Annotated in this window: 23 protein-coding genes; 16 read left to right on the top strand and 7 right to left on the bottom strand. The window is 31.5% G+C overall.

Going from position 1 to position 21323, the window contains the following annotated elements:
• The first annotated feature begins 2 nt into the window (after positions 1-2).
• Positions 3-1094 (top strand): sensor histidine kinase, encoded by a 1092-nt coding sequence (locus HMPREF3247_RS09625; RefSeq protein WP_000670300.1) that lies wholly within the window; start codon positions 3-5, stop codon positions 1092-1094.
• The gene (locus HMPREF3247_RS09620) at positions 1091-1693 is read left to right on the top strand and encodes a response regulator (RefSeq protein WP_000202390.1); all 603 of its coding nucleotides are present in this window, start codon (positions 1091-1093) and stop codon (positions 1691-1693) included. Before HMPREF3247_RS09625 ends, HMPREF3247_RS09620 begins: the two co-directional genes overlap by 4 nt.
• Positions 1694-1805: 112 nt before the next feature.
• Here the strand turns inward: HMPREF3247_RS09620 and HMPREF3247_RS09615 are convergent, their stop codons facing one another.
• A complete protein-coding gene (locus tag HMPREF3247_RS09615; protein WP_001027143.1) occupies positions 1806-1994 on the bottom strand; it encodes a hypothetical protein in 189 nt (62 codons plus the stop codon).
• 138 nt (positions 1995-2132) lie between these two features.
• On the opposite strand from HMPREF3247_RS09615, the gene HMPREF3247_RS09610 reads away from it, so the two are divergent.
• Positions 2133-2666 (top strand): thermonuclease NucI, encoded by a 534-nt coding sequence (locus tag HMPREF3247_RS09610; protein WP_000841351.1) that lies wholly within the window; start codon positions 2133-2135, stop codon positions 2664-2666.
• Between the two features lie 142 nt (positions 2667-2808).
• On the opposite strand, the gene HMPREF3247_RS09605 is transcribed toward HMPREF3247_RS09610, so the two are convergent.
• Positions 2809-3663, bottom strand: a complete 855-nt coding sequence (locus HMPREF3247_RS09605) for a hypothetical protein (protein ID WP_000011823.1) — start codon at positions 3661-3663, stop codon at positions 2809-2811.
• Positions 3664-3993: 330 nt separating this feature from the next.
• On the opposite strand from HMPREF3247_RS09605, the gene HMPREF3247_RS09600 reads away from it, so the two are divergent.
• Positions 3994-4569, top strand: a complete 576-nt coding sequence (locus tag HMPREF3247_RS09600; RefSeq protein ID WP_001803470.1) for a hypothetical protein — start codon at positions 3994-3996, stop codon at positions 4567-4569.
• 53 nt (positions 4570-4622) lie between these two features.
• Here HMPREF3247_RS09600 and HMPREF3247_RS09595 read toward each other — a convergent pair whose 3' ends face one another.
• The gene (locus HMPREF3247_RS09595) at positions 4623-6005 is read right to left on the bottom strand and encodes an aspartate kinase (protein WP_000868641.1); all 1383 of its coding nucleotides are present in this window, start codon (positions 6003-6005) and stop codon (positions 4623-4625) included.
• Between the two features lie 190 nt (positions 6006-6195).
• Between HMPREF3247_RS09595 and HMPREF3247_RS09590 the strand changes: the two genes are divergently transcribed.
• From HMPREF3247_RS09590 to HMPREF3247_RS09575, 4 genes are read left to right on the top strand one after another with little or no spacing between them, the layout of a single operon-like run.
• Positions 6196-7476: a homoserine dehydrogenase gene (locus tag HMPREF3247_RS09590; RefSeq protein WP_000735864.1), complete on the top strand. Its 1281-nt coding sequence runs from the start codon at positions 6196-6198 to the stop codon at positions 7474-7476.
• A 5-nt stretch (positions 7477-7481) separates the two neighbouring features.
• Positions 7482-8543, top strand: coding sequence for a threonine synthase (thrC, locus tag HMPREF3247_RS09585; protein WP_001255460.1), 1062 nt, complete (start codon positions 7482-7484; stop codon positions 8541-8543).
• A 1-nt stretch (position 8544) separates the two neighbouring features.
• Entirely contained in the window at positions 8545-9459 is a 915-nt protein-coding gene (thrB, locus tag HMPREF3247_RS09580; protein WP_000073184.1) for a homoserine kinase, read from the top strand.
• Positions 9460-9516: 57 nt separating this feature from the next.
• A complete protein-coding gene (locus HMPREF3247_RS09575) occupies positions 9517-10320 on the top strand; it encodes a Cof-type HAD-IIB family hydrolase (RefSeq protein WP_000186313.1) in 804 nt (267 codons plus the stop codon).
• Between the two features lie 292 nt (positions 10321-10612).
• Here HMPREF3247_RS09575 and HMPREF3247_RS09570 read toward each other — a convergent pair whose 3' ends face one another.
• The 3 genes from HMPREF3247_RS09570 to HMPREF3247_RS09560 all read right to left on the bottom strand — a co-directional run bounded on the left by HMPREF3247_RS09570 (position 10613) and on the right by HMPREF3247_RS09560 (position 12599).
• Entirely contained in the window at positions 10613-10927 is a 315-nt protein-coding gene (locus HMPREF3247_RS09570) for a hypothetical protein (RefSeq protein ID WP_000580198.1), read from the bottom strand.
• Positions 10902-11006 carry a hypothetical protein gene (locus HMPREF3247_RS09565; RefSeq protein ID WP_001791424.1) on the bottom strand — a complete coding sequence of 35 codons (105 nt, stop codon included), beginning with the start codon at positions 11004-11006 and terminating at the stop codon, positions 10902-10904. The genes HMPREF3247_RS09570 and HMPREF3247_RS09565 overlap by 26 nt, the downstream gene beginning before the upstream one ends.
• Before the next feature lie 138 nt (positions 11007-11144).
• Positions 11145-12599, bottom strand: a complete 1455-nt coding sequence (locus HMPREF3247_RS09560) for an amino acid permease (protein ID WP_000389956.1) — start codon at positions 12597-12599, stop codon at positions 11145-11147.
• Between the two features lie 203 nt (positions 12600-12802).
• On the opposite strand from HMPREF3247_RS09560, the gene HMPREF3247_RS09555 reads away from it, so the two are divergent.
• The 5 genes from HMPREF3247_RS09555 to HMPREF3247_RS09530 all read left to right on the top strand — a co-directional run bounded on the left by HMPREF3247_RS09555 (position 12803) and on the right by HMPREF3247_RS09530 (position 17455).
• On the top strand, positions 12803-14320 hold the full coding sequence (locus HMPREF3247_RS09555) for a catalase (protein ID WP_064130019.1): 1518 nt from the start codon (positions 12803-12805) through the stop codon (positions 14318-14320).
• A 90-nt stretch (positions 14321-14410) separates the two neighbouring features.
• Positions 14411-14560: a 50S ribosomal protein L33 gene (rpmG, locus tag HMPREF3247_RS09550; RefSeq protein ID WP_001265708.1), complete on the top strand. Its 150-nt coding sequence runs from the start codon at positions 14411-14413 to the stop codon at positions 14558-14560.
• A 453-nt stretch (positions 14561-15013) separates the two neighbouring features.
• Complete coding sequence (gene rpsN, locus HMPREF3247_RS09545) at positions 15014-15283, top strand: 30S ribosomal protein S14 (protein WP_001085655.1); 270 nt, start codon at positions 15014-15016, stop codon at positions 15281-15283.
• Between the two features lie 156 nt (positions 15284-15439).
• Complete coding sequence (guaC, locus tag HMPREF3247_RS09540; protein WP_000688122.1) at positions 15440-16417, top strand: GMP reductase; 978 nt, start codon at positions 15440-15442, stop codon at positions 16415-16417.
• Between the two features lie 21 nt (positions 16418-16438).
• The gene (locus HMPREF3247_RS09530; RefSeq protein ID WP_170961871.1) at positions 16439-17455 is read left to right on the top strand and encodes a CAP domain-containing protein; all 1017 of its coding nucleotides are present in this window, start codon (positions 16439-16441) and stop codon (positions 17453-17455) included.
• A 379-nt stretch (positions 17456-17834) separates the two neighbouring features.
• Here HMPREF3247_RS09530 and lexA read toward each other — a convergent pair whose 3' ends face one another.
• Positions 17835-18458 (bottom strand): transcriptional repressor LexA, encoded by a 624-nt coding sequence (gene lexA / locus HMPREF3247_RS09525; protein ID WP_001208755.1) that lies wholly within the window; start codon positions 18456-18458, stop codon positions 17835-17837.
• A 142-nt stretch (positions 18459-18600) separates the two neighbouring features.
• Between lexA and sosA the strand changes: the two genes are divergently transcribed.
• The 3 genes from sosA (at position 18601) to tkt (ending at position 21319) form a co-directional block, all read left to right on the top strand.
• Positions 18601-18834, top strand: a complete 234-nt coding sequence (sosA, locus tag HMPREF3247_RS09520; RefSeq protein WP_000499650.1) for a DNA damage-induced cell division inhibitor SosA — start codon at positions 18601-18603, stop codon at positions 18832-18834.
• Positions 18835-18970: 136 nt separating this feature from the next.
• Complete coding sequence (locus HMPREF3247_RS09515; RefSeq protein WP_000071351.1) at positions 18971-19210, top strand: DUF896 domain-containing protein; 240 nt, start codon at positions 18971-18973, stop codon at positions 19208-19210.
• A 120-nt stretch (positions 19211-19330) separates the two neighbouring features.
• Positions 19331-21319, top strand: coding sequence for a transketolase (tkt, locus tag HMPREF3247_RS09510; protein ID WP_000481451.1), 1989 nt, complete (start codon positions 19331-19333; stop codon positions 21317-21319).
• The last annotated feature ends 4 nt before the right edge of the window (positions 21320-21323 follow it).

The raw sequence follows: 21323 nt of genomic DNA, 5'->3' as shown, positions 1-21323 counted from the left end.
ATATGAAATTTTTAAAAGATACTTCAATTGCTGAAATATCGTCTATACTTTATCTGATTTTTCCTATTGCCGGTATATTTTTTAATGAAGTATATGGTCCCAAATGGTTGTATATTATATCAGTCATTGTCTTTTCGTTGTCGTATCTTATATTAGTTATAGTAAATAATAGACTTAATACATTAATGTTTTACATTTTGTTGATTATTCATTATTTTATTATTTGTTATTTTGTTTTCAGTGTACATCCAATGCTAAGTTTGTTTTTCTTTTATAGTGCTTTTGCCGTTCCATTTACTTTTAAAAATAATGTTAAAAAAACGGCAACTAATCTTTTCATACTAACAATGATTATATGTACAATAATAACGTACTTATTGTATAACAACTATTTTGTTGCAATGATGGTTTATTATGTCGTTATATCGTTAATAATGCTAGATAATTTTAAAAAAATGAAAAACCGTGAATATCAAAAAGAAATAGCAGAAAAAAATAGACATATTAATACATTAATTGCTGAACAAGAGCGACATAGAATTGGTCAAGACTTACATGATACGTTAGGGCATGTGTTTGCAAGTTTATCATTAAAATCAGAATTAGCTTATAAACTAATAGATGCTGATGTAGAAAAAGTAAAAGCTGAATTATTAGCAATTAATAAATTATCTCGTGAATCATTGAACAAAGTTCGAGAAATTATTGATGATGTAAAATTACCATCATTTATTGAAGAGATTGATAGTATACGTAAAGTTTTAAAAGATGCTGATATTGATTTTACATTTGAAAATAAAGAATTAGCGCAAGTATTAAGTCCTACTAAACAATCTATGTTAGTTATGATTACGCGTGAAGCGATAAATAATGTTATTAAACATGCAAATGCTTCAAAAGTTCATGGTAAATTAAAAACTGTAAACAATCATAAATTACTGCTTATGATTGAAGATGATGGCAAAGGTATCGATAGTGATTGTGAGGTGAAAAGTATTTCACAGCGTGTACAACATTTAAATGGAACTTTAGCAGTCGACTCAACAAATGGAACTAAAATAATCATTGAAATCTCAACAGGAGGAATAGCATGACATCTTTAATTATTGCAGAAGATCAAAATATGTTACGACAGGCAATGGTTCAATTAATTAAACTACATGGTGATTTTGAAATTTTAGCAGATACTGATAATGGTCTCGATGCAATGAAACTTATTGAAGAATATAATCCTAACGTTGTTATTTTAGATATAGAAATGCCAGGCATGACTGGACTTGAAGTTTTAGCGGAAATTAGAAAAAAGCATTTGAATATTAAAGTGATTATTGTAACAACTTTTAAAAGACCGGGATACTTTGAAAAAGCAGTTGTGAATGATGTGGATGCATATGTTTTAAAAGAACGTTCTATAGAAGAATTGGTGGAAACCATTAATAAAGTAAATAACGGAGAGAAAGAATATAGCGCCACATTGATGACTTCATTTTTTGTAGATAAAAACCCATTAACGCCCAAAGAACAAATTGTATTAAGGGAAATTGGCAATGGTTTAAGTAGTAAAGAAATAAGTGAAAAATTATTTTTGACAGATGGAACAGTTAGAAATTATACATCTGTTATAATTGATAAATTATTTGCAGATAATCGTTTTGATGCTTGGAAAAAGGCAAATGAAAAAGGCTGGATCTAAATACAAACAAAAAAGTATTGAGTGTTTTGATTTAAGAGACTTGGAAAGTGAGTCAATAATCAAAATCTTACTCAATACTTTTATTTTGGTACTCGCAATTTAGATTTGTTAACTAATTTTTTCGCTTATTATAAAACGAAACAATCAAGTAAACGATAAAGCCTACAAAGATACCCAATAAAATAGATAGTACTGCCGTCACTATTAATGGTAATTTGAAAAATATTTGTAGGAAAATACCAATGATAATTGCGATAATTACTGCAATTAATGTGACTGTATTTTCATTTGAAATGTTCATTTATTTTCACTCCTTAACAATAACATTATATCATGCTATAGCTTTCCAAAATATTGAAATATGTAGATATGGCTATTGACGATATTTCTTAACTTTTATATGATTAATCGGAATGAAAAAAGAGAAGTAGGTGGCAATATGAAGTCAAATAAATCGCTTGCTATGATTGTGGTAGCCATCATTATTGTAGGTGTATTAGCATTTCAATTTATGAATCATACGGGTCCTTTCAAAAAGGGGACGAATCATGAAACTGTACAAGATTTAAATGGTAAAGATAAAGTACATGTTCAAAGAGTTGTGGATGGTGATACATTTATTGCAAATCAAAATGGTAAAGAAATTAAAGTTAGGCTTATAGGGGTTGATACGCCAGAAACGGTGAAACCGAATACGCCTGTACAACCATTTGGCAAAGAAGCATCAAATTATAGTAAGAAGACATTAACAAATCAAGATGTTTATTTAGAATATGATAAAGAAAAACAAGATCGCTATGGTAGAACATTGGCGTATGTATGGATAAGTAAAGATCGTATGTACAATAAGGAATTAGTGGAAAAGGGACTTGCTAGAGAGAAGTATTTTTCACCAAATGGCAAATATAGAAATGTATTTATAGAAGCACAAAATAAAGCTAAACAACAGAAATTAAATATTTGGAGTAAATAATTAAATAGGTGATTATATATATTAAAGTAAAATATACTTGAAGCATCGATTTATTATTACCATAAATTTATATATAGAAATAATTTAAAGGCATAATAACCATAGTGCGTATCGAGCGTAATGGATTATTATGCCTTTGATTTTACTTGAATATAGCTGTGATTTGATCAACCTGTTCTTTATTTAAAGGGTGTTTAGATAGCTCTATGGCTTCGCTAATAATACGTCGTAACGAAGATTTTGTTGAAACTGTATCAACATATTTATCTCTTTCTTCAGAACCTTGAATGATATTAACTGTACCATCACTAAAGTAAATAACACCGGTACTTTGGACTTTAAAGTTAAAGTTTTGTTCAATATGATCCTTTAATGCTTTCGCATTATTTGCTGCTAATTGATACGGATCATAATCATAAAAATCATAAATAACACGATTTGGTTGAACTGTTTCTGTAAAAGTATAGATAGACTTTCTTGATGAATTAAACTGATCATGATATTGCTGGCTAATGTAATGACCGACAACTTTTTCAATATTACTATTGCTTATTTCTGTATCATGCTCATCAGGTACATCAAAGTGATAAAATGTTTTTTCACCCCAGCTTTTTACATCAACGTTTATTAAACCGATATCTGAAACAATGATAAAATCAAATGAACGTGCATACTCGAAAAACGGATGTTTAGTAGCTAAATTGCTTGTAACGATAATATCGTAATATTTTAATTTACCATTTTCGAGATAGCTATCTAAAATCTTGCGTAATTCTCTTTTAGCATTTTTGTATGCATGGTGGCCAACATCATTATTAGAACTCAGCATTTGACTTCTTAATTCAGCATTTTCTGCACTTAATGCTTTGTTCTTTTTAATAAGTTGCTTTCTTGCATAAACTTCGGTATCTATTTTACTATTACTATACCTTTGATTTAAAACTAATATACCAATTAATGCTACAATGATAATGATAAGTACAACATAAAAAGACATTTTTTCACCAATCCTTTTTGACTTCTTTAACTTTGTATACAATAATAATTAATAAAGATTAATTGTTATTCAATTTCCCACATTTTTATTAGTTGATTTTAGTTCATCATTGTTATAATCAAATTATAAACTGACAGATATTGATGTTCAATGAATATGACGTGAAAGATTCGTGAATTCAAGTTTATGTCGAATTTATGTTATAACGGTCATTTAAATGACAGAATTAGGTCACTCATAGTATTTTGAAGATTGAATTCATTAATTTTAAAATGTATAATGATATTTGTGAAAGCGCTTGCTTAGGAGGTGTATTTGAGAGTGAATGAAATGAATGCTAAAGAACAATTAGTGGACAATTTAATGAAAACATCATCGCAATTATTTAAATTTCACGGTGAAGTTGCCATGCAGCTTTTCTTAAATGATGAATTAAAATTACCTTCTATTGTTGAAATATGCGTGGAACGTAAGCGTTTAAGTGATATTGTGAAAGTTATTCCGCAATCATATGCGTTACTATACATAGATAAGCAAGATCAAGCAATAGCTAAAGAAGATTTATCACTTTCAAAAATTGCAAAAGTTTATGTGCAATATGATGATACAACAATAATGAGTATTTTCGTTTATGATGTAGTAAACGATGAATGGATTTTTAGATTGGATCCGAATATACGTATACCTAAGAGTAACATTTACTTCCATAGTTTAAATTGGGATGTGGATTATATTAAACCGGAAATCGTTCTAATGTATGATTTAATGCAACACCATCAGTATCATCATTATTCCAATTATAAACGTGTCATAGATGCATTAAGCTACTATCAATTTTTTATTTTAAAATTTGTAGTAGGTGAGCAACGTATTAAGGATGCAATCCAGAGAACAATAAATAATTAAGAAAAAGCAATTCATAACGCAGTTGAATACATGTGTTACGAATTGCTTTTATATTAGTTTTTATCACACAAGTTTTTTAATGCAACCCCGTGATAGCAAAACTCATATGTAGATAATACAGCTTTTTCAGCATCATCTACATGAATTCCAAACATCATCGAGATTTCCGAAGCACCTTGGTTAATCATTTTTAAGTTAATTTTTGATTCAGCTAAGGCATGTGTAATTTTATTTGCAGTACCGATGACCTTATTCATACCTTCGCCGACAATCATTAAAATTGCTAAATCATGCTCAATACTTAGCTCATCAACATCACATTTTTGACGAATTTCATTTAATACTTTTGTTTCTTTATTTTGAATTTGTTTTGAGCGCATAACGATACTGATAGTATCAATACCTGAAGGCATATGATCAAATGAAATATTATTATCCTCTAAGACACCTAATATCTTTCTAGTAAAGCCGACTTGTCTATTCATTAAATACTTTTTGATATTAATAACGGTAAAATCTTTATCACAACTTATACCGCTAATCACATTTTTCGCATTTATTTCTCTATCATGCACTATAAATGTACCTTTATCTTGAGGGCGGTTCGTATTTTTAATCACCACAGGGATGCGATCTTTATAAAGTGGTTGTAAGGCTTCATCATGGAAAACACTAAAACCAGCATAAGATAATTCACGCATTTCTCGATAAGTGATTTCTTCGATTAATTCAGGATCTTTGATGATATTTGGATTAGCTTTATAAATACCAGACACATCGGTGAAATTTTCATAAATTGTAGCTCTAACACCACTTGATATGATGGCGCCAGTTATATCTGATCCGCCACGTGGAAATGTAACTATATATCCTTCATGAGATACGCCGAAAAATCCTGGGATAATTAGTTTCTCATCATAATCTCTTAATTTTTTAATTTCAGAGTAAGCACTATCTAATATTTGTGCTTCTTGTGGGACGTCAGTAACAAAAATACCCGCTTCCTTCGGTGATATATATTTTGTTGGTATACCTTGACTATTATTATATAAAGCTATCAATTGCGCATTAAAATTTTCACCACAAGAAAGTAATGCATCTAATAGTCTCTTCGGTTCATTTTTTAATTGATTAATATAATGTTCCAAAGTCATATCTATCGTCCGTAAAATACTTTCATCCATTTGCAATTCTTTTACAATATCATCATAACGCTGAATAATTTCTCTTTTTTTATCATGATAATCAAGATGATTAATGACCTTTTCATATAATCTGATTAACAAATCAGTTGTTTTAATATCATTATCATGTCTTTTACCTGGAGCAGAAACGATAACAATCTTTCGCTCTGGATCAGAATTAACAATATTTAAAACCTTTTTAATTTGAGTAGCATTGGAGACGGAGCTACCACCGAATTTGGAAACTTTCATAGTGCATGCCAACCTTTCTAAAAAATCAGAAAATTGTATTCAGTTTTGTAAGTAAGAATGATATTATGTATTTATATTTTGAATATTACGAACTTTACAAAAATAAAGAATAATTCTATACTATACTATCATCTAGTGTTTTTCAATAATACATTTGTTTTTCTCAAAAGCACAAACGGAGGTACATAAAATGAAAAAATTAAATATAGCATTATTAGGATTAGGTACTGTCGGATCTGGTGTTGTTAAAATCATCGAAGAGAACCGACAGCAAATTCAAGATACATTAAATAAAGATATTGTCATAAAGCATATTCTTGTTCGAGATAAATCTAAAAAGAGACCGCTAAATATTAGCCAATATCATTTAACTGAAGATGTTAATGAAATTTTAAATGATGATTCATTAGATATTATCGTTGAAGTCATGGGAGGAATTGAACCAACTGTAGATTGGTTAAGAACAGCACTTAAAAATAAAAAACATGTTATTACCGCGAATAAAGATTTATTAGCAGTACATCTTAAACTTTTAGAAGATTTAGCAGAAGAAAATGGTGTAGCTTTAAAGTTTGAAGCGAGTGTAGCAGGTGGTATTCCGATCGTAAATGCCATAAATAATGGTTTGAATGCGAATAATATTTCAAAATTTATGGGAATTTTAAATGGTACCTCTAATTTTATTTTATCTAAAATGACTAAAGAGCAAACGACATTTGAGGAAGCACTTGATGAAGCGAAAAGACTTGGTTTTGCTGAAGCGGATCCAACTGATGATGTAGAAGGGGTAGATGCAGCGCGTAAAGTTGTCATTACATCATATTTATCATTTAACCAAGTCATTAAATTAAACGACGTTAAACGAAGAGGAATTAGTGGCGTAACTTTAACTGATATTAATGTAGCCGATCAACTGGGGTATAAAATTAAATTGATTGGTAAGGGAATATATGAAAATGGCAAAGTTAATGCATCGGTAGAACCAACGTTAATTGATAAAAAGCATCAATTAGCAGCTGTAGAGGATGAATATAACGCGATTTATGTCATTGGTGATGCTGTTGGTGACACGATGTTTTATGGAAAAGGAGCAGGCAGTTTAGCAACAGGTAGTGCCGTTGTCAGTGATTTATTGAATGTAGCATTATTCTTTGAATCAGATTTACACACATTGCCACCACATTTTGAATTAAAGACAGATAAAACAAGGGAAATGATGGATTCAGATGCAGAAATTAATATTAAAGAAAAATCCAATTTCTTTGTAGTAGTGAATCATGTCAAAGGTTCAATTGAAAATTTTGAAAATGAGTTAAAGGCAATATTACCATTTCACCGATCATTAAGAGTTGCAAATTACGATAATCAATCATATGCCGCTGTTATAGTTGGATTGGAATCATCACCGGAAGAATTAATCACTAAGCATGGATACGAAGTTGACAAAGTATACCCAGTAGAAGGAGTTTAATTATAATGAGAAGATGGCAAGGATTAGTAGAAGAGTTTAAAGCACATTTACCAGTAAATGAAAATACACCAAAATTAACATTGAACGAGGGAAATACACCACTCATTCATTGTGAAAATATGTCTAAAATACTAGGTATAGATTTATATGTGAAGTATGAAGGTGCCAATCCGACAGGTTCATTTAAAGATCGCGGTATGGTAATGGCTGTGACAAAAGCAAAAGAGCAAGGTAAGAAAATTGTAATATGCGCTTCGACTGGAAATACATCAGCGTCTGCAGCAGCATATGCAGCGAGAGCAGGTTTAAAAGCTATCGTCGTAATACCAGAAGGTAAAATTGCATTAGGTAAATTGTCGCAAGCAGTAATGTATGGTGCAGAAATCGTTTCTATTGAAGGAAACTTTGATGAAGCTTTAGAAATTGTAAAAGAAATTGCAAAAAGTGGCGAAATCGAGCTTGTAAACTCTGTCAATCCATTTAGAATCGAAGGACAAAAGACAGGCTCATTTGAAATTGTACAACAATTAGACGGTGAAGCACCTGATATTTTAGCGATTCCTGTAGGTAATGCAGGTAATATTACTGCATATTGGAAAGGCTTTAAAGAATATCATGAAGCTAAAGGATCACAATTGCCGAAAATGTTTGGCTTCCAAGCTGAAGGCGCATCACCAATTGTTCAAAATAAAGTCATTAAAAATCCTGAAACGATTGCAACTGCTATTCGAATTGGTAATCCTGCTAGTTGGGATAAGGCGACTAATGCTCTTAAAGAATCAAATGGATTAATAGATAGTGTTACTGATGATGAAATTCTAGAAGCATATCAGTTAATGACAACTAAAGAAGGTGTCTTTAGTGAACCAGCGAGTAATGCTTCTATTGCAGGTTTAATTAAATTGCATAGACAAGGTAAATTACCTCAAGGTAAAAAAGTAGTTGCTATTTTAACTGGTAATGGATTAAAAGATCCTGATACTGCTATTTCACTACTAGATAATCCGATAAAGCCATTGCCAAATGATAAAGATAGCATTATCGATTATATTAAAGGAGCTTTATAACATGTCGAATGTTTTGGAGTTAACAATTCCTGCATCAACAGCCAACCTTGGAGTTGGCTTTGATTCTATAGGTATGGCTTTAGATAAATTTTTGCATCTGTCTGTAAAGGAAACATCAGGGACAAAATGGGAATATATTTTCCATGATGATGCATCTAAGCAATTGCCTACTGACGAAACAAACTTTATTTATCATGTAGCACAACAAGTTGCTTCTAAATATAGTGTTGACTTGCCTAATTTATGTATCGAAATGAGAAGTGATATTCCATTGGCAAGAGGGTTAGGTTCGTCAGCTTCTGCTTTAGTAGGAGCTATATATATCGCAAATTATTTTGGTGATATCCAACTGTCTAAACATGAGGTATTACAATTAGCGACTGAAATCGAAGGACATCCTGATAATGTTGCGCCGACCATTTATGGTGGTTTAATCGCTGGATATTATAATGATGTCTCGAAAGAAACGTCAGTTGCACATATCGACATACCAGACGTGGATGTGATTGTAACGATACCAACTTATGAACTAAAAACAGAAGCATCAAGACGTGCTTTACCACAAAAATTAACACATAGTGAAGCGGTTAAAAGTAGTGCAATTAGTAATACAATGATTTGTGCATTAGCACAGCACAATTATGAATTAGCAGGTAAACTCATGCAACAAGATGGCTTTCATGAACCGTATCGTCAGCATTTAATTGCTGAATTTGATGAAGTGAAAACAATTGCTAGTCAACATAATGCCTATGCAACTGTAATTAGTGGTGCTGGACCAACTATTTTAATATTTAGTCGTAAAGAAAATAGTGGGGAATTGGTTCGCTCTTTAAATAGTCAGGTAGTATCATGCCATTCTGAATTGGTCGATATTAATATCAGTGGTGTTAAAGAACGAATTGTATACCAATAGACGCTTTATATTGTAAAATAGTATTAAATGCAGAATAGAGAGGAGATTTAATGCGATATGACAAATTATAAAGTTGTCGTTTTAGATATGGATGACACATTGCTAAATTCAGATAATGTGATATCAGAAGAAACTGCAAATTATTTAACAGCAATTCAAGATGAAGGTTATTATGTTGTTTTAGCATCTGGTAGACCTACTGAAGGTATGATTCCAACTGCTAGAGATTTAAAATTACCTGAACATCATAGCTATATTATTAGTTATAACGGTAGTAAAACGATTAACATGACTAATGAAGAAGTAGAAGTAAGTAAATCGATTGGTAAGCAAGATTTCGATGAAATTGTAGATTATTGTCGAGATAGAGGCTTTTTCGTTCTTACATATCATGATGGTCAAATTATTTACGACAGCGAACATGAGTATATGAATATTGAAGCAGAATTAACAGGTTTACCGATGAAACGTGTTGATGATATCAAAGCGTATATTCAAGGCGATGTACCCAAGGTCATGGGTGTAGATTATGTAGCGAATATTACAGAAGCTAGAATTGATTTGAATGGTGTGTTCAATGATAATGTAGATGCTACGACAAGTAAGCCATTCTTCTTAGAATTTATGGCTAAAGACGTTTCAAAAGGTAATGCAATTAAAGCGTTATGTCACAAATTGGGATATTCGGTGGATCAAGTCATTGCTTTTGGTGATAGTATGAATGATAAATCAATGTTTGAAGTCGCAGGTCTAGCTATTGCTATGGGGAATGCATCAGATGAACTTAAGCAATATGCAAATGAAGTTACGTTGGATCATAATGAAAATGGTATTCCACATGCGCTCAAAAAATTGTTATAAATTTTAAAATAAGCCTTAACACATGATATTTGAATAAGATATCTTGTGGTTAAGGCTTTTTATTTTTGTGAAAATGACTTCAGTTATACTATGGAGGATTTGAAATACATATTTTAGATTAGTAATGATATCAAACGAATAGAGTAAATGTATATTTTTTGAATAAATCAAGTATTAACTAGTCACTGAAGGTAGATAAATAAATTTGATCATTCTGAATAATAACGAATGCATTAAAAAATGCAGTGACAATCTAACATTAATTGTTAAAATCACTGCAAGCATCTTGATTTTATTTAGCTGTTTGTGTCCAGTCATGCTTACCTCTGAAACGTTTTACATGAGCATATATTTGGTCAGCAGTATAATCTAAATTTGTATAAACTGTAATACTGAACGCTGATTGGTTTTCAGCAAATGATTCTTCGGAAAATAATTCCTTTAAGTGCATAAATAAATCATTCATTTGTTTATGGTTTAAACCGGGATATTCCCTTAAAGTTCTCTTTAATAATTGTCCGTTCTTTTCTTCTAATGCTTGAACTACAATAACAAATCTTTCATCTTGCTTTAGTACATCATCAAATAAATTTGTTTGTCCAATCATTGAATTTCACCCCTGAAAAGTTATTGTTATCTATATTATACACGATATGCAAAATATCTAAAATAAAGAATGGTAACATGGTAATAATAAAATATAAACAGAATACTAGTTAATACACTTTATACTAGAAAAAGATATTAAAGTATATCTGCTTTACACCATTAAAAAGCGGCAAATGCTATAGATAATCTAAAGCATCTGCCGTATGAGAATTTATTTATTTTTGATTGTCATAATCGTGTGGTTTTAAATTAATTGTTTCTAGCTTTACAAATTTTGTTTTGTGAATGATTTTATGAATAAAGTAAATCAACGCTAGAATGATTAAAGGTAAAAAGTTTTTAAAAGCATTTAACCATTGATCTTTTAAAATATATTCAACTGAGCCACCAAATAGCAAGAATAATAGTGTAGTGATGACAATGATTGGTCCTAATGGATAAAAAGGTGCTTTATATGGTAGGACCTTATTAGGGTCTTGACCTTGTTTTTTAATAGCTTGTCGCAATCGTATTTGTGACCAAATGCTTGATCCCCAAACAACTATAATCATTGAACCAATAATTTCAAGTAAATTAAAAACGGCATTTGAATTAAAGTTTGCATAAATAATAACAATAACAACGACTGCATAAGTAGTTAATAATGCTCTTAAAGGTAACTTAGTTGTCTTGTTTAATTTACTTAAAAATTGGGGTGCTTTTTTGTCTGAACTTAAGGAATACAACATTCTGCCTGTTGTATAAACACCTGAATTTGCAGCGGATAATAATGAAGTTAAAATAACCGCGTTGATTACTGATGCTGCAAAGGCTATGCCTACTCTATCGAATACAATTGTAAATGGGCTTTGACTTATTGAACTACTTGCTCTTAATAATGATGGATCTGTGTACGGAATAATTGCACCAATTACTGCAATTGATAAGACATAGAATAAAAGAATACGCCAAAATACTTGTTTAATTGCCTTAGGCATAGACTTTTTAGGGTCATCTGATTCACCAGCAGTTACTGCTACTACTTCTGTACCACCAACCGAAAATCCGGCGACTAATAATACGCCTAAGAAACCAGAGATACCACCAACAAACGGTGCTTGGCCTTTTGTATAGTTTTCAAATCCATATGTATGACCACCTAAGATACCGAAAATCATTAAAAAGCCAAAAATAACGAATACGATAATTGTTAACACTTTAATCAATGATAACCAAAACTCAGTTTCTCCAAATGATTTTACAGAAAAAATGTTTAATAATAGTAAAATTGTAATAAAGATTAAGCTCCAAGTAATGGGGTGGAAAAATTTAAATGTGTCCCAGAAATAAAGCACATTTGACGCTACTATGACATCAACACTTGTAACTAATGACCACAATGCCCAATACAACCATCCCATGGTAAAGCCAAGAGATGAGTCAATAAAGCGTGTTGAATAAGAGCTGAATGAACCTGATACTGGATAAAATGTTGCCAACTCTCCAATTGATGACATTAAGAAATATAGCATGACACCAATAACAAGATAAGCGAGTATAGCGCCTCCAGGACCAGCTTGAGAAATGATATTACCAGTAGCTACAAATAGACCAGTCCCAATTGCACCACCTATAGCAATCATGGAAATGTGTCTTGAGTTAAGACTACGGTTCATTTTATTATCTTCCATATTTAGTCTCCCATCTATTTAAATATACCCATTATTGTAAGCTTTTTAAGTGTACTATTCAATAACTATTTAGTACTGTAAAGCGAAAAAATTAAAATTTTCTGATTTTTTAATCATCTTGAGCATGTTTAATTGTAATTTTGATGGGGTTAAATTATAATATGTATTAAATTATAATTATTATAAATTGTGGAGGGATGACTATGTCACAACAAGACAAAAAGTTAACTGGTGTTTTTGGGCATCCAGTATCAGACCGAGAAAATAGTATGACAGCAGGGCCTAGGGGACCTCTTTTAATGCAAGATATTTACTTTTTAGAGCAAATGTCTCAATTTGATAGAGAAGTAATACCAGAACGTCGAATGCATGCCAAAGGTTCTGGTGCATTTGGGACATTTACTGTAACTAAAGATATAACAAAATATACGAATGCTAAAATATTCTCTGAAATAGGTAAGCAAACCGAAATGTTTGCCCGTTTCTCTACTGTAGCAGGAGAACGTGGTGCTGCTGATGCGGAGCGTGACATTCGAGGATTTGCGTTAAAGTTCTACACTGAAGAAGGGAACTGGGATTTAGTAGGGAATAACACACCAGTATTCTTCTTTAGAGATCCAAAGTTATTTGTTAGTTTAAATCGTGCGGTGAAACGAGATCCTAGAACAAATATGAGAGATGCACAAAATAACTGGGATTTCTGGACGGGTCTTCCAGAAGCATTGCACCAAGTAACGATCTTAATGTCAGATAGAGGGATTCCTAAAGATTTACGTCGTATGCATGGGTTCGGTTCTCACACATACTCTATGTATAATGATTCTGGTGAACGTGTTTGGGTTAAATTCCATTTTAGAACGCAACAAGGTATTGAAAACTTAACTGATGAAGAAGCTGCTGAAATTATAGCTACAGATCGTGATTCATCTCAACGCGATTTATTCGAAGCCATTGAAAAAGGTGATTATCCAAAATGGACAATGTATATTCAAGTAATGACTGAGGAACAAGCTAAAAACCATAAAGATAATCCATTTGATTTAACAAAAGTATGGTATCACGATGAGTATCCTCTAATTGAAGTTGGAGAGTTTGAATTAAATAGAAATCCAGATAATTACTTTATGGATGTTGAACAAGCTGCGTTTGCACCAACTAATATTATTCCAGGATTAGATTTTTCTCCAGACAAAATGCTGCAAGGGCGTTTATTCTCATATGGCGATGCGCAAAGATATCGATTAGGAGTTAATCATTGGCAGATTCCTGTAAACCAACCTAAAGGTGTTGGTATTGAAAATATTTGTCCTTTTAGTAGAGATGGTCAAATGCGCGTAGTTGACAATAATCAAGGTGGAGGAACACATTATTATCCAAATAACCATGGTAAATTTGATTCTCAACCTGAATATAAAAAGCCACCATTCCCAACTGATGGATATGGCTATGAATATAATCAACGTCAAGATGATGATAATTATTTTGAACAACCAGGTAAATTGTTTAGATTACAATCAGAGGACGCTAAAGAAAGAATTTTTACAAATACAGCAAATGCAATGGAAGGCGTAACGGATGATGTTAAACGACGTCATATTCGTCATTGTTACAAAGCTGACCCAGAATATGGTAAAGGTGTTGCAAAAGCATTAGGTATTGATATAAATTCTATTGATCTTGAAACTGAAAATGATGAAACATACGAAAACTTTGAAAAATAAATTTGATATGTAGTTTCTATATTGCGTAGTTGAGCAGTTTATGATATCATAATAAATCGTAAAGATTCCTAACAAGAGAGGGTGTTTAACGTGCGCGTAAACGTAACATTAGCATGCACAGAATGTGGCGATCGTAACTATATCACTACTAAAAATAAACGTAATAATCCTGAGCGTATTGAAATGAAAAAATATTGCCCAAGATTAAACAAATATACGTTACATCGTGAAACTAAGTAATTCTTATCATTCAAATACGACGATTTGAAAATAAAGCGGGCTTACCTATTATATTGGGGAGCTCGCTTTTTTATGAAATTTTTGTGAAGAGTGATTAATGGATTGAGTTTCATCGGTAGAACAATATATGATTGTATTAGTTGTTACTTTATTAAAATTTGAGAATATTTATAGAAGGAAATAGATTACTGATTTTATAAAGTCACTTTGTTAGCGAATGCTTGAAAGAGTATTTAATATAGTAGAATTTAAAATTTCAAAGCGGAATTTAATAAGTACGAAGTAATTCTGGGTATGTTTTATAAATGTTCGATAATACACTTTAATCTTAAATATGATGGTTTAGAAAATGATTTAACAAAGAAATGAAACTTTACTGTTGAATTATGTGAGGATTGTGTTATTATATAAATCGTAATAATTACGATTTGATAAAAAGTGAGGTAACTATATATGGCTAAGAAATCTAAAATAGCAAAAGAGAGAAAAAGAGAAGAGTTAGTAAATAAATATTACGAATTACGTAAAGAGTTAAAAGCAAAAGGTGATTACGAAGCGTTAAGAAAATTACCAAGAGATTCATCACCTACACGTTTAACTAGAAGATGTAAAGTAACTGGAAGACCTAGAGGTGTATTACGTAAATTTGAAATGTCTCGTATTGCGTTTAGAGAACATGCGCACAAAGGACAAATTCCAGGTGTTAAAAAATCAAGTTGGTAAAATCAAATTTCGTACTTTAGCCCATTTACAATATCAATAAAACAATGTACAGTATATACGAATGCTATAAACTGAATGTTTTCTCATATTAATAAGGAAACATTCGGTTTTTAATTTGCATTTAAAAATAATTAGTTTTTAAAGGGGCTATTTAAAGTGAAAATATTTGATTACGAAGATATTCAATTAATACCTAATAAATGCATAGTTGAAAGTAGGTCTGAATGTGATACAACTATCCAATTTGGTCCGAAAAAATTCAAGCTACCTGTAGTTCCTGCAAATATGCAAACAGTTATGAATGAGAAATTAGCGAAATGGTTTGCTGAAAATGATTACTTTTATATCATGCATCGTTTTGATGAAGAAGCAAGAATACCTTTTATAAAACATATGCAAAATTCAGGCTTATTTGCATCTATTTCAGTTGGTGTAAAGAAAGCGGAATTTGATTTTATTGAAAAGTTAGCTCAAGAAAAATTAATCCCCGAATATATTACAATAGATATTGCGCATGGTCACTCAGATTCAGTGATAAACATGATTAAACATATAAAAAACCATATACCTGATAGTTTTGTTATTGCTGGTAATGTTGGTACGCCAGAAGGTGTTAGAGAATTAGAAAATGCTGGTGCTGATGCTACCAAAGTCGGTATAGGTCCTGGTAGAGTTTGTATTACAAAGATTAAAACAGGTTTTGGTACTGGTGGTTGGCAGTTAGCGGCATTAAACATATGTAGTAAAGCAGCTCGTAAACCTTTGATTGCCGATGGTGGTATAAGAACGCATGGCGACATCGCTAAATCAATTAGATTTGGTGCATCAATGGTCATGATTGGTTCATTATTTGCGGCACACGAAGAATCACCTGGTGAAACTGTAGAACTTGATGGTAAACAGTATAAAGAATATTTTGGTAGTGCATCTGAATTTCAAAAAGGCGAACATAAAAATGTAGAAGGTAAAAAAATGTTTGTAGAACATAAGGGTTCATTAATGGATACCTTAAAAGAAATGCAACAAGATTTACAAAGCTCAATTTCATATGCCGGTGGAAAAGACTTGAAATCATTACGTACTGTAGATTATGTTATTGTTAGAAACTCTATTTTCAACGGTGATAGAGATTAATATTTATAGTAGGTGATGTAAATTAAAAAATTCATAGTAACTGTTGTTGCGTTTTTATCAATTATTATCATTGCGCCAATAACAGAATTTAAACCATTCATTCATTTACAAAATGAAGTAAGACAATATATTGACATTCACATCAATAAAGAAACAATTTCTGCGGAAAATAAATTGGATACACCGAAGAAACAACAATTTGCCTTTAATAATATACAAATGAACATGTCGAAATCAGATGTTGAGAAAACATTAAATAAACCAAAAAGAGTGACATTTAATGAATATGGTACGAAGTGGTATACGTATTATGATGATGATTACAATAATTTTATAATGATAAGTTACATTAAAGATAAAGTTAATGCGTTATATACAAATCAAAATATAATCACTTCAAAATCAAAAATTAAATACAATACACCGAAATCGGTTGTAAGGCAAAGATTAGGCGAACCAGAAACAGAGATTGTTAAAGGTAGAGTGCGTTACGAACAAAATAATAAAGAATATGATGTTTTCCATAAAAATCACATTTATACGACGGTATTTTATGATAAGCATCGACGTAATAATGTAACAGCTGTTTTACAAGTAAGTGATGCTATGGAAAATAGATTAAAAGAACAATATGGAGCACCTTCGAAATCGCTTGCAGATAGTTTTGAACTACAAAATTTTGATTTAGTTAATGCTGAAAGAAAACTACATCAATTATCTACATTGAAGTATTCTAAACAGAATTCTGAAACTGCACGTAAGCATAGTAAAGATATGGCCAACAATCATTATTTTGATCATACAAATTTAAAAGGTCAATCACCATTTGATAGATTGAAAAAAGATGGTATTACATTTAACTCAGCCGGAGAGAATTTAGCATATGGTCAAGTTAGTAGTATCTATGCACATCAAGGATTAATGAATTCTATTGGTCACAGAAAAAATATTTTAAATGATACGTTTAAAATATTAGGTGTTGGTGTTGATTTTAATGATGAAAAACAACCTTTTTGGACAGAAAATTATACTGGTTAATGTTTTTGGCATGAGATTAAAGGGTAATGTTTGTCTGTAAGGAAGTAGATAAACATGATAACAACAGATAAACCAAAAGATGCGGATATACTTGAACGCGTCAAAGATATACTTAATAAAAAAGAAAGAAAAAAATAATAATGGCTCGCTCCTGTAAATTATTACGGGGGCGAGTTTTAATTTGTGTAACATTTTGCAGAAATCTGTAATTCAAAATTTATATTAAAGAATGAGATTATCTAACAATTCGCAATTTCTGTTTGAACTGAATTTAGATTAGAATAAATAAAACCTCTTGAAAACGAAACTTTTTCAAGAGGTCCAAAATTTATAAAAATGAGGGTTTAACAATTACGATAATATATAACGGTTTAAAATATTACATTTCGCGGTACAAACCAATTACTTTCCCAATTACAGCAACATTGTCGAGGTAAATTGGCTCCATTGTACTATTTTCAGGTTGTAATCGATAACGATTTTTTTCTTTATAGAAGCGTTTGACAGTTGCTTCATCTTCCTCAGTCATAGCAACAATAATGTCTCCATTTTCTGCTATGGTTTGACTGCGAACAATTACTTTGTCTCCGTCTAATATACCAGCCTCAATCATACTGTCGCCTACGACGTTTAATATGAATATGTCGCTATTATGTGTCGATGTTAAGTGTTCAGGTAATGGAAAATACTCTTCAATATTTTCTACAGCGGTAATAGGAACACCTGCTGTGACTTTACCAATAACTGGCACATGAATCGTTTCTTCCATATTAATATTATCATTTGTTTGATCACTTACAATTTCTATAGCACGTGGTTTCGTTGGATCTCTTCTTATATATCCTTTTTCTTCAAGACGTGAAAGGTGACCATGAACAGTTGAACTGGATGCTAAGCCAACTGCTTCACCAATTTCGCGAACACTAGGCGGATAACCTTTCATTTGAACAACTTGTTTAATATAGTTATATATTTCGCTTTGTCGTTTTGTTAATTCTCTCATATATAGGCACTCCCTAAATTAATTTAAATACAGTATATCATTAATTCACAACCAAAACAAACATTTGTTCGTTAAAATATTGACACAGAACATAAGTTCTGATAAATTACTTATACAAACAAATGTTCTAGGAGTGGAAATGATGTTTTACAATAAATATAAAAACGTATCAACATATATCATCATATTTTTAGTTTCAAGTGCAGCCTTTGCAATATTCTTGTTAAGTGCGAACGTTAGTGCTCACTCGGAACAAGTGTACGAAATGACTGACCATCAAATTAAGAACAATACGATAAATAAAGCATACGAACATAAAGACCCTACAAACAATGGCGAACAAAGAGATGGGAAAGTGTTCGCTTTAATAAATTGATACATTGTCACAACGTTATTTTGCCTATTTTTGCGAAATAGCGTTTTTTTATTACTTTTTTGCTGGTCTTAAATTTGTTATATTTTGTTAAAGTATTATAATGATTGAATAAACAAATTGAAGGTAGGTTTTTTAATTGAGTAATTCTGATTTGAATATCGAAAGAATTAACGAGTTAGCTAAAAAGAAAAAAGAAGTAGGATTAACTCAAGAAGAAGCAAAGGAGCAAACAGCCTTAAGAAAAGCTTATCTTGAGAGTTTTAGAAAAGGGTTTAAACAACAAATTGAAAATACTAAAGTAATTGATCCAGAAGGTAATGATGTAACACCTGAAAAAATTAAAGAGATACAACAAAAAAGAGATAATAAAAATTAAATCACAAATCTGTAAAGAATTTTCTGACATTATAACTTGAAATAAGTATTTTACTTATCTTTTTATTTTAAAATAAGTTATAATGTATTTGATAAAATTGAAGAAGGGAAGATACACAAGATGTTTAATGAAAAAGATCAATTAGCTGTTGATACGCTACGTGCACTAAGTATCGACACAATCGAAAAAGCGAATTCTGGTCATCCAGGATTACCTATGGGAGCTGCCCCAATGGCTTACACTTTGTGGACACGTCATCTGAATTTTAATCCACAATCTAAAGATTACTTCAATAGAGACCGTTTCGTATTATCTGCAGGGCATGGTTCAGCACTATTGTATAGCTTGTTACATGTTTCTGGTAGTTTAGAATTAGAAGAATTAAAGCAATTTAGACAATGGGGTTCTAAAACACCAGGTCATCCTGAATACAGACATACAGATGGTGTAGAAGTTACTACTGGACCACTTGGACAAGGTTTTGCTATGTCAGTAGGATTAGCTTTAGCAGAAGATCACCTAGCAGGGAAATTTAATAAAGAAGGATATAATGTTGTAGATCATTACACATATGTATTAGCTTCTGACGGTGATTTAATGGAAGGTATTTCGCATGAAGCAGCTTCATTTGCTGGACATAATAAATTAAGTAAATTAGTTGTTTTATACGATTCAAATGATATTTCATTAGATGGCGAATTAAACAAAGCTTTTTCTGAAAACACAAAAGCTCGTTTTGAAGCATATGGTTGGAATTACTTACTAGTTAAAGATGGTAATGATTTAGAAGAAATTGATAATGCGATTACTACTGCTAAATCTCAAGAAGGACCAACAATTATCGAAGTTAAAACAACAATCGGATTTGGTTCACCGAATAAAGCAGGAACTAATGGTGTTCATGGGGCACCTTTAGGTGAAGATGAAAGAAAATTAACATTTGAAAATTACGGTTTAGATCCTGAAAAACGTTTTAATGTTTCAGAAGAAGTATACGAAATTTTCCAAAATACTATGTTAAAACGTGCTAATGAAGATGAATCTCAATGGAATTCATTATTAGAAAAATATGCAGAAACATATCCTGAATTAGCAGAAGAATTTAAATTAGCAATTAGTGGTAAATTGCCTAAAAATTATAAGGATGAATTACCACGTTTTGAACTTGGTCATAATGGTGCATCTCGTGCTGATTCTGGTACTGTTATTCAAGCAATCAGTAAAACTGTCCCTTCATTCTTTGGTGGATCAGCAGACCTTGCTGGTTCAAACAAATCCAATGTAAATGATGCAACTGATTATAGTTCTGAAACACCTGAAGGTAAAAATGTGTGGTTTGGTGTACGTGAATTTGCTATGGGTGCTGCTGTAAATGGTATGGCTGCACATGGAGGTTTACATCCATATGGTGCAACATTCTTCGTATTTAGTGATTATTTAAAACCAGCGTTACGTTTATCATCAATTATGGGATTAAATGCAACGTTCATCTTCACACATGATTCAATTGCAGTAGGTGAAGATGGTCCTACTCATGAACCAATTGAGCAATTAGCTGGATTAAGAGCCATTCCAAATATGAATGTTATCCGTCCTGCTGATGGTAATGAAACAAGAGTAGCATGGGAAGTTGCCTTAGAATCTGAATCTACACCTACTTCATTAGTATTGACACGTCAAAACTTACCGGTATTAGATGTACCAGAAGATGTAGTTGAAGAAGGCGTTCGAAAAGGTGCCTATACAGTTTATGGCTCTGAAGAGACACCAGAATTCCTATTATTAGCTTCAGGTTCAGAAGTTAGTCTTGCAGTTGAAGCTGCTAAAGATCTTGAAAAACAAGGTAAATCAGTACGTGTTGTTTCAATGCCTAACTGGAATGCATTTGAACAACAATCTGAAGAATATAAAGAATCAGTTATTCCATCAAGCGTAACAAAACGTGTTGCGATTGAAATGGCTTCACCGCTTGGATGGCATAAATATGTAGGTACTGCAGGTAAAGTTATTGCCATTGACGGCTTTGGCGCAAGTGCACCTGGCGATTTAGTAGTTGAAAAATATGGATTTACTAAAGAAAATATCTTAAACCAAGTTATGAGCTTATAAGAAT

The organism is Staphylococcus sp. HMSC36A10 (assembly GCF_001838845.1).
Classification (GTDB): Bacteria; Bacillota; Bacilli; order Staphylococcales; family Staphylococcaceae; genus Staphylococcus; species Staphylococcus aureus.
This window is presented reverse-complemented; position numbering and strand designations above follow the sequence as displayed.

Coding starts and splice junctions, on each gene's coding strand:
- HMPREF3247_RS09590 (WP_000735864.1), top strand. CDS start 6,196: ATGAAAAAATTAAATATAGCATTATTAGGATTAGGTACTGTCGGATCT.
- HMPREF3247_RS09605 (WP_000011823.1), bottom strand. CDS start 3,663: ATGTCTTTTTATGTTGTACTTATCATTATCATTGTAGCATTAATTGGT.
- tkt (WP_000481451.1), top strand. CDS start 19,331: ATGTTTAATGAAAAAGATCAATTAGCTGTTGATACGCTACGTGCACTA.
- HMPREF3247_RS09560 (WP_000389956.1), bottom strand. CDS start 12,599: ATGGAAGATAATAAAATGAACCGTAGTCTTAACTCAAGACACATTTCC.
- HMPREF3247_RS09610 (WP_000841351.1), top strand. CDS start 2,133: ATGAAGTCAAATAAATCGCTTGCTATGATTGTGGTAGCCATCATTATT.
- HMPREF3247_RS09620 (WP_000202390.1), top strand. CDS start 1,091: ATGACATCTTTAATTATTGCAGAAGATCAAAATATGTTACGACAGGCA.
- thrB (WP_000073184.1), top strand. CDS start 8,545: ATGTCGAATGTTTTGGAGTTAACAATTCCTGCATCAACAGCCAACCTT.
- rpsN (WP_001085655.1), top strand. CDS start 15,014: ATGGCTAAGAAATCTAAAATAGCAAAAGAGAGAAAAAGAGAAGAGTTA.
- thrC (WP_001255460.1), top strand. CDS start 7,482: ATGAGAAGATGGCAAGGATTAGTAGAAGAGTTTAAAGCACATTTACCA.
- HMPREF3247_RS09615 (WP_001027143.1), bottom strand. CDS start 1,994: ATGAACATTTCAAATGAAAATACAGTCACATTAATTGCAGTAATTATC.
- sosA (WP_000499650.1), top strand. CDS start 18,601: ATGTTTTACAATAAATATAAAAACGTATCAACATATATCATCATATTT.
- HMPREF3247_RS09595 (WP_000868641.1), bottom strand. CDS start 6,005: ATGAAAGTTTCCAAATTCGGTGGTAGCTCCGTCTCCAATGCTACTCAA.
- HMPREF3247_RS09575 (WP_000186313.1), top strand. CDS start 9,517: ATGACAAATTATAAAGTTGTCGTTTTAGATATGGATGACACATTGCTA.
- HMPREF3247_RS09600 (WP_001803470.1), top strand. CDS start 3,994: ATGAATGCTAAAGAACAATTAGTGGACAATTTAATGAAAACATCATCG.
- HMPREF3247_RS09570 (WP_000580198.1), bottom strand. CDS start 10,927: ATGATTGGACAAACAAATTTATTTGATGATGTACTAAAGCAAGATGAA.
- HMPREF3247_RS09555 (WP_064130019.1), top strand. CDS start 12,803: ATGTCACAACAAGACAAAAAGTTAACTGGTGTTTTTGGGCATCCAGTA.
- HMPREF3247_RS09625 (WP_000670300.1), top strand. CDS start 3: ATGAAATTTTTAAAAGATACTTCAATTGCTGAAATATCGTCTATACTT.
- HMPREF3247_RS09565 (WP_001791424.1), bottom strand. CDS start 11,006: ATGTTACCATTCTTTATTTTAGATATTTTGCATATCGTGTATAATATA.
- lexA (WP_001208755.1), bottom strand. CDS start 18,458: ATGAGAGAATTAACAAAACGACAAAGCGAAATATATAACTATATTAAA.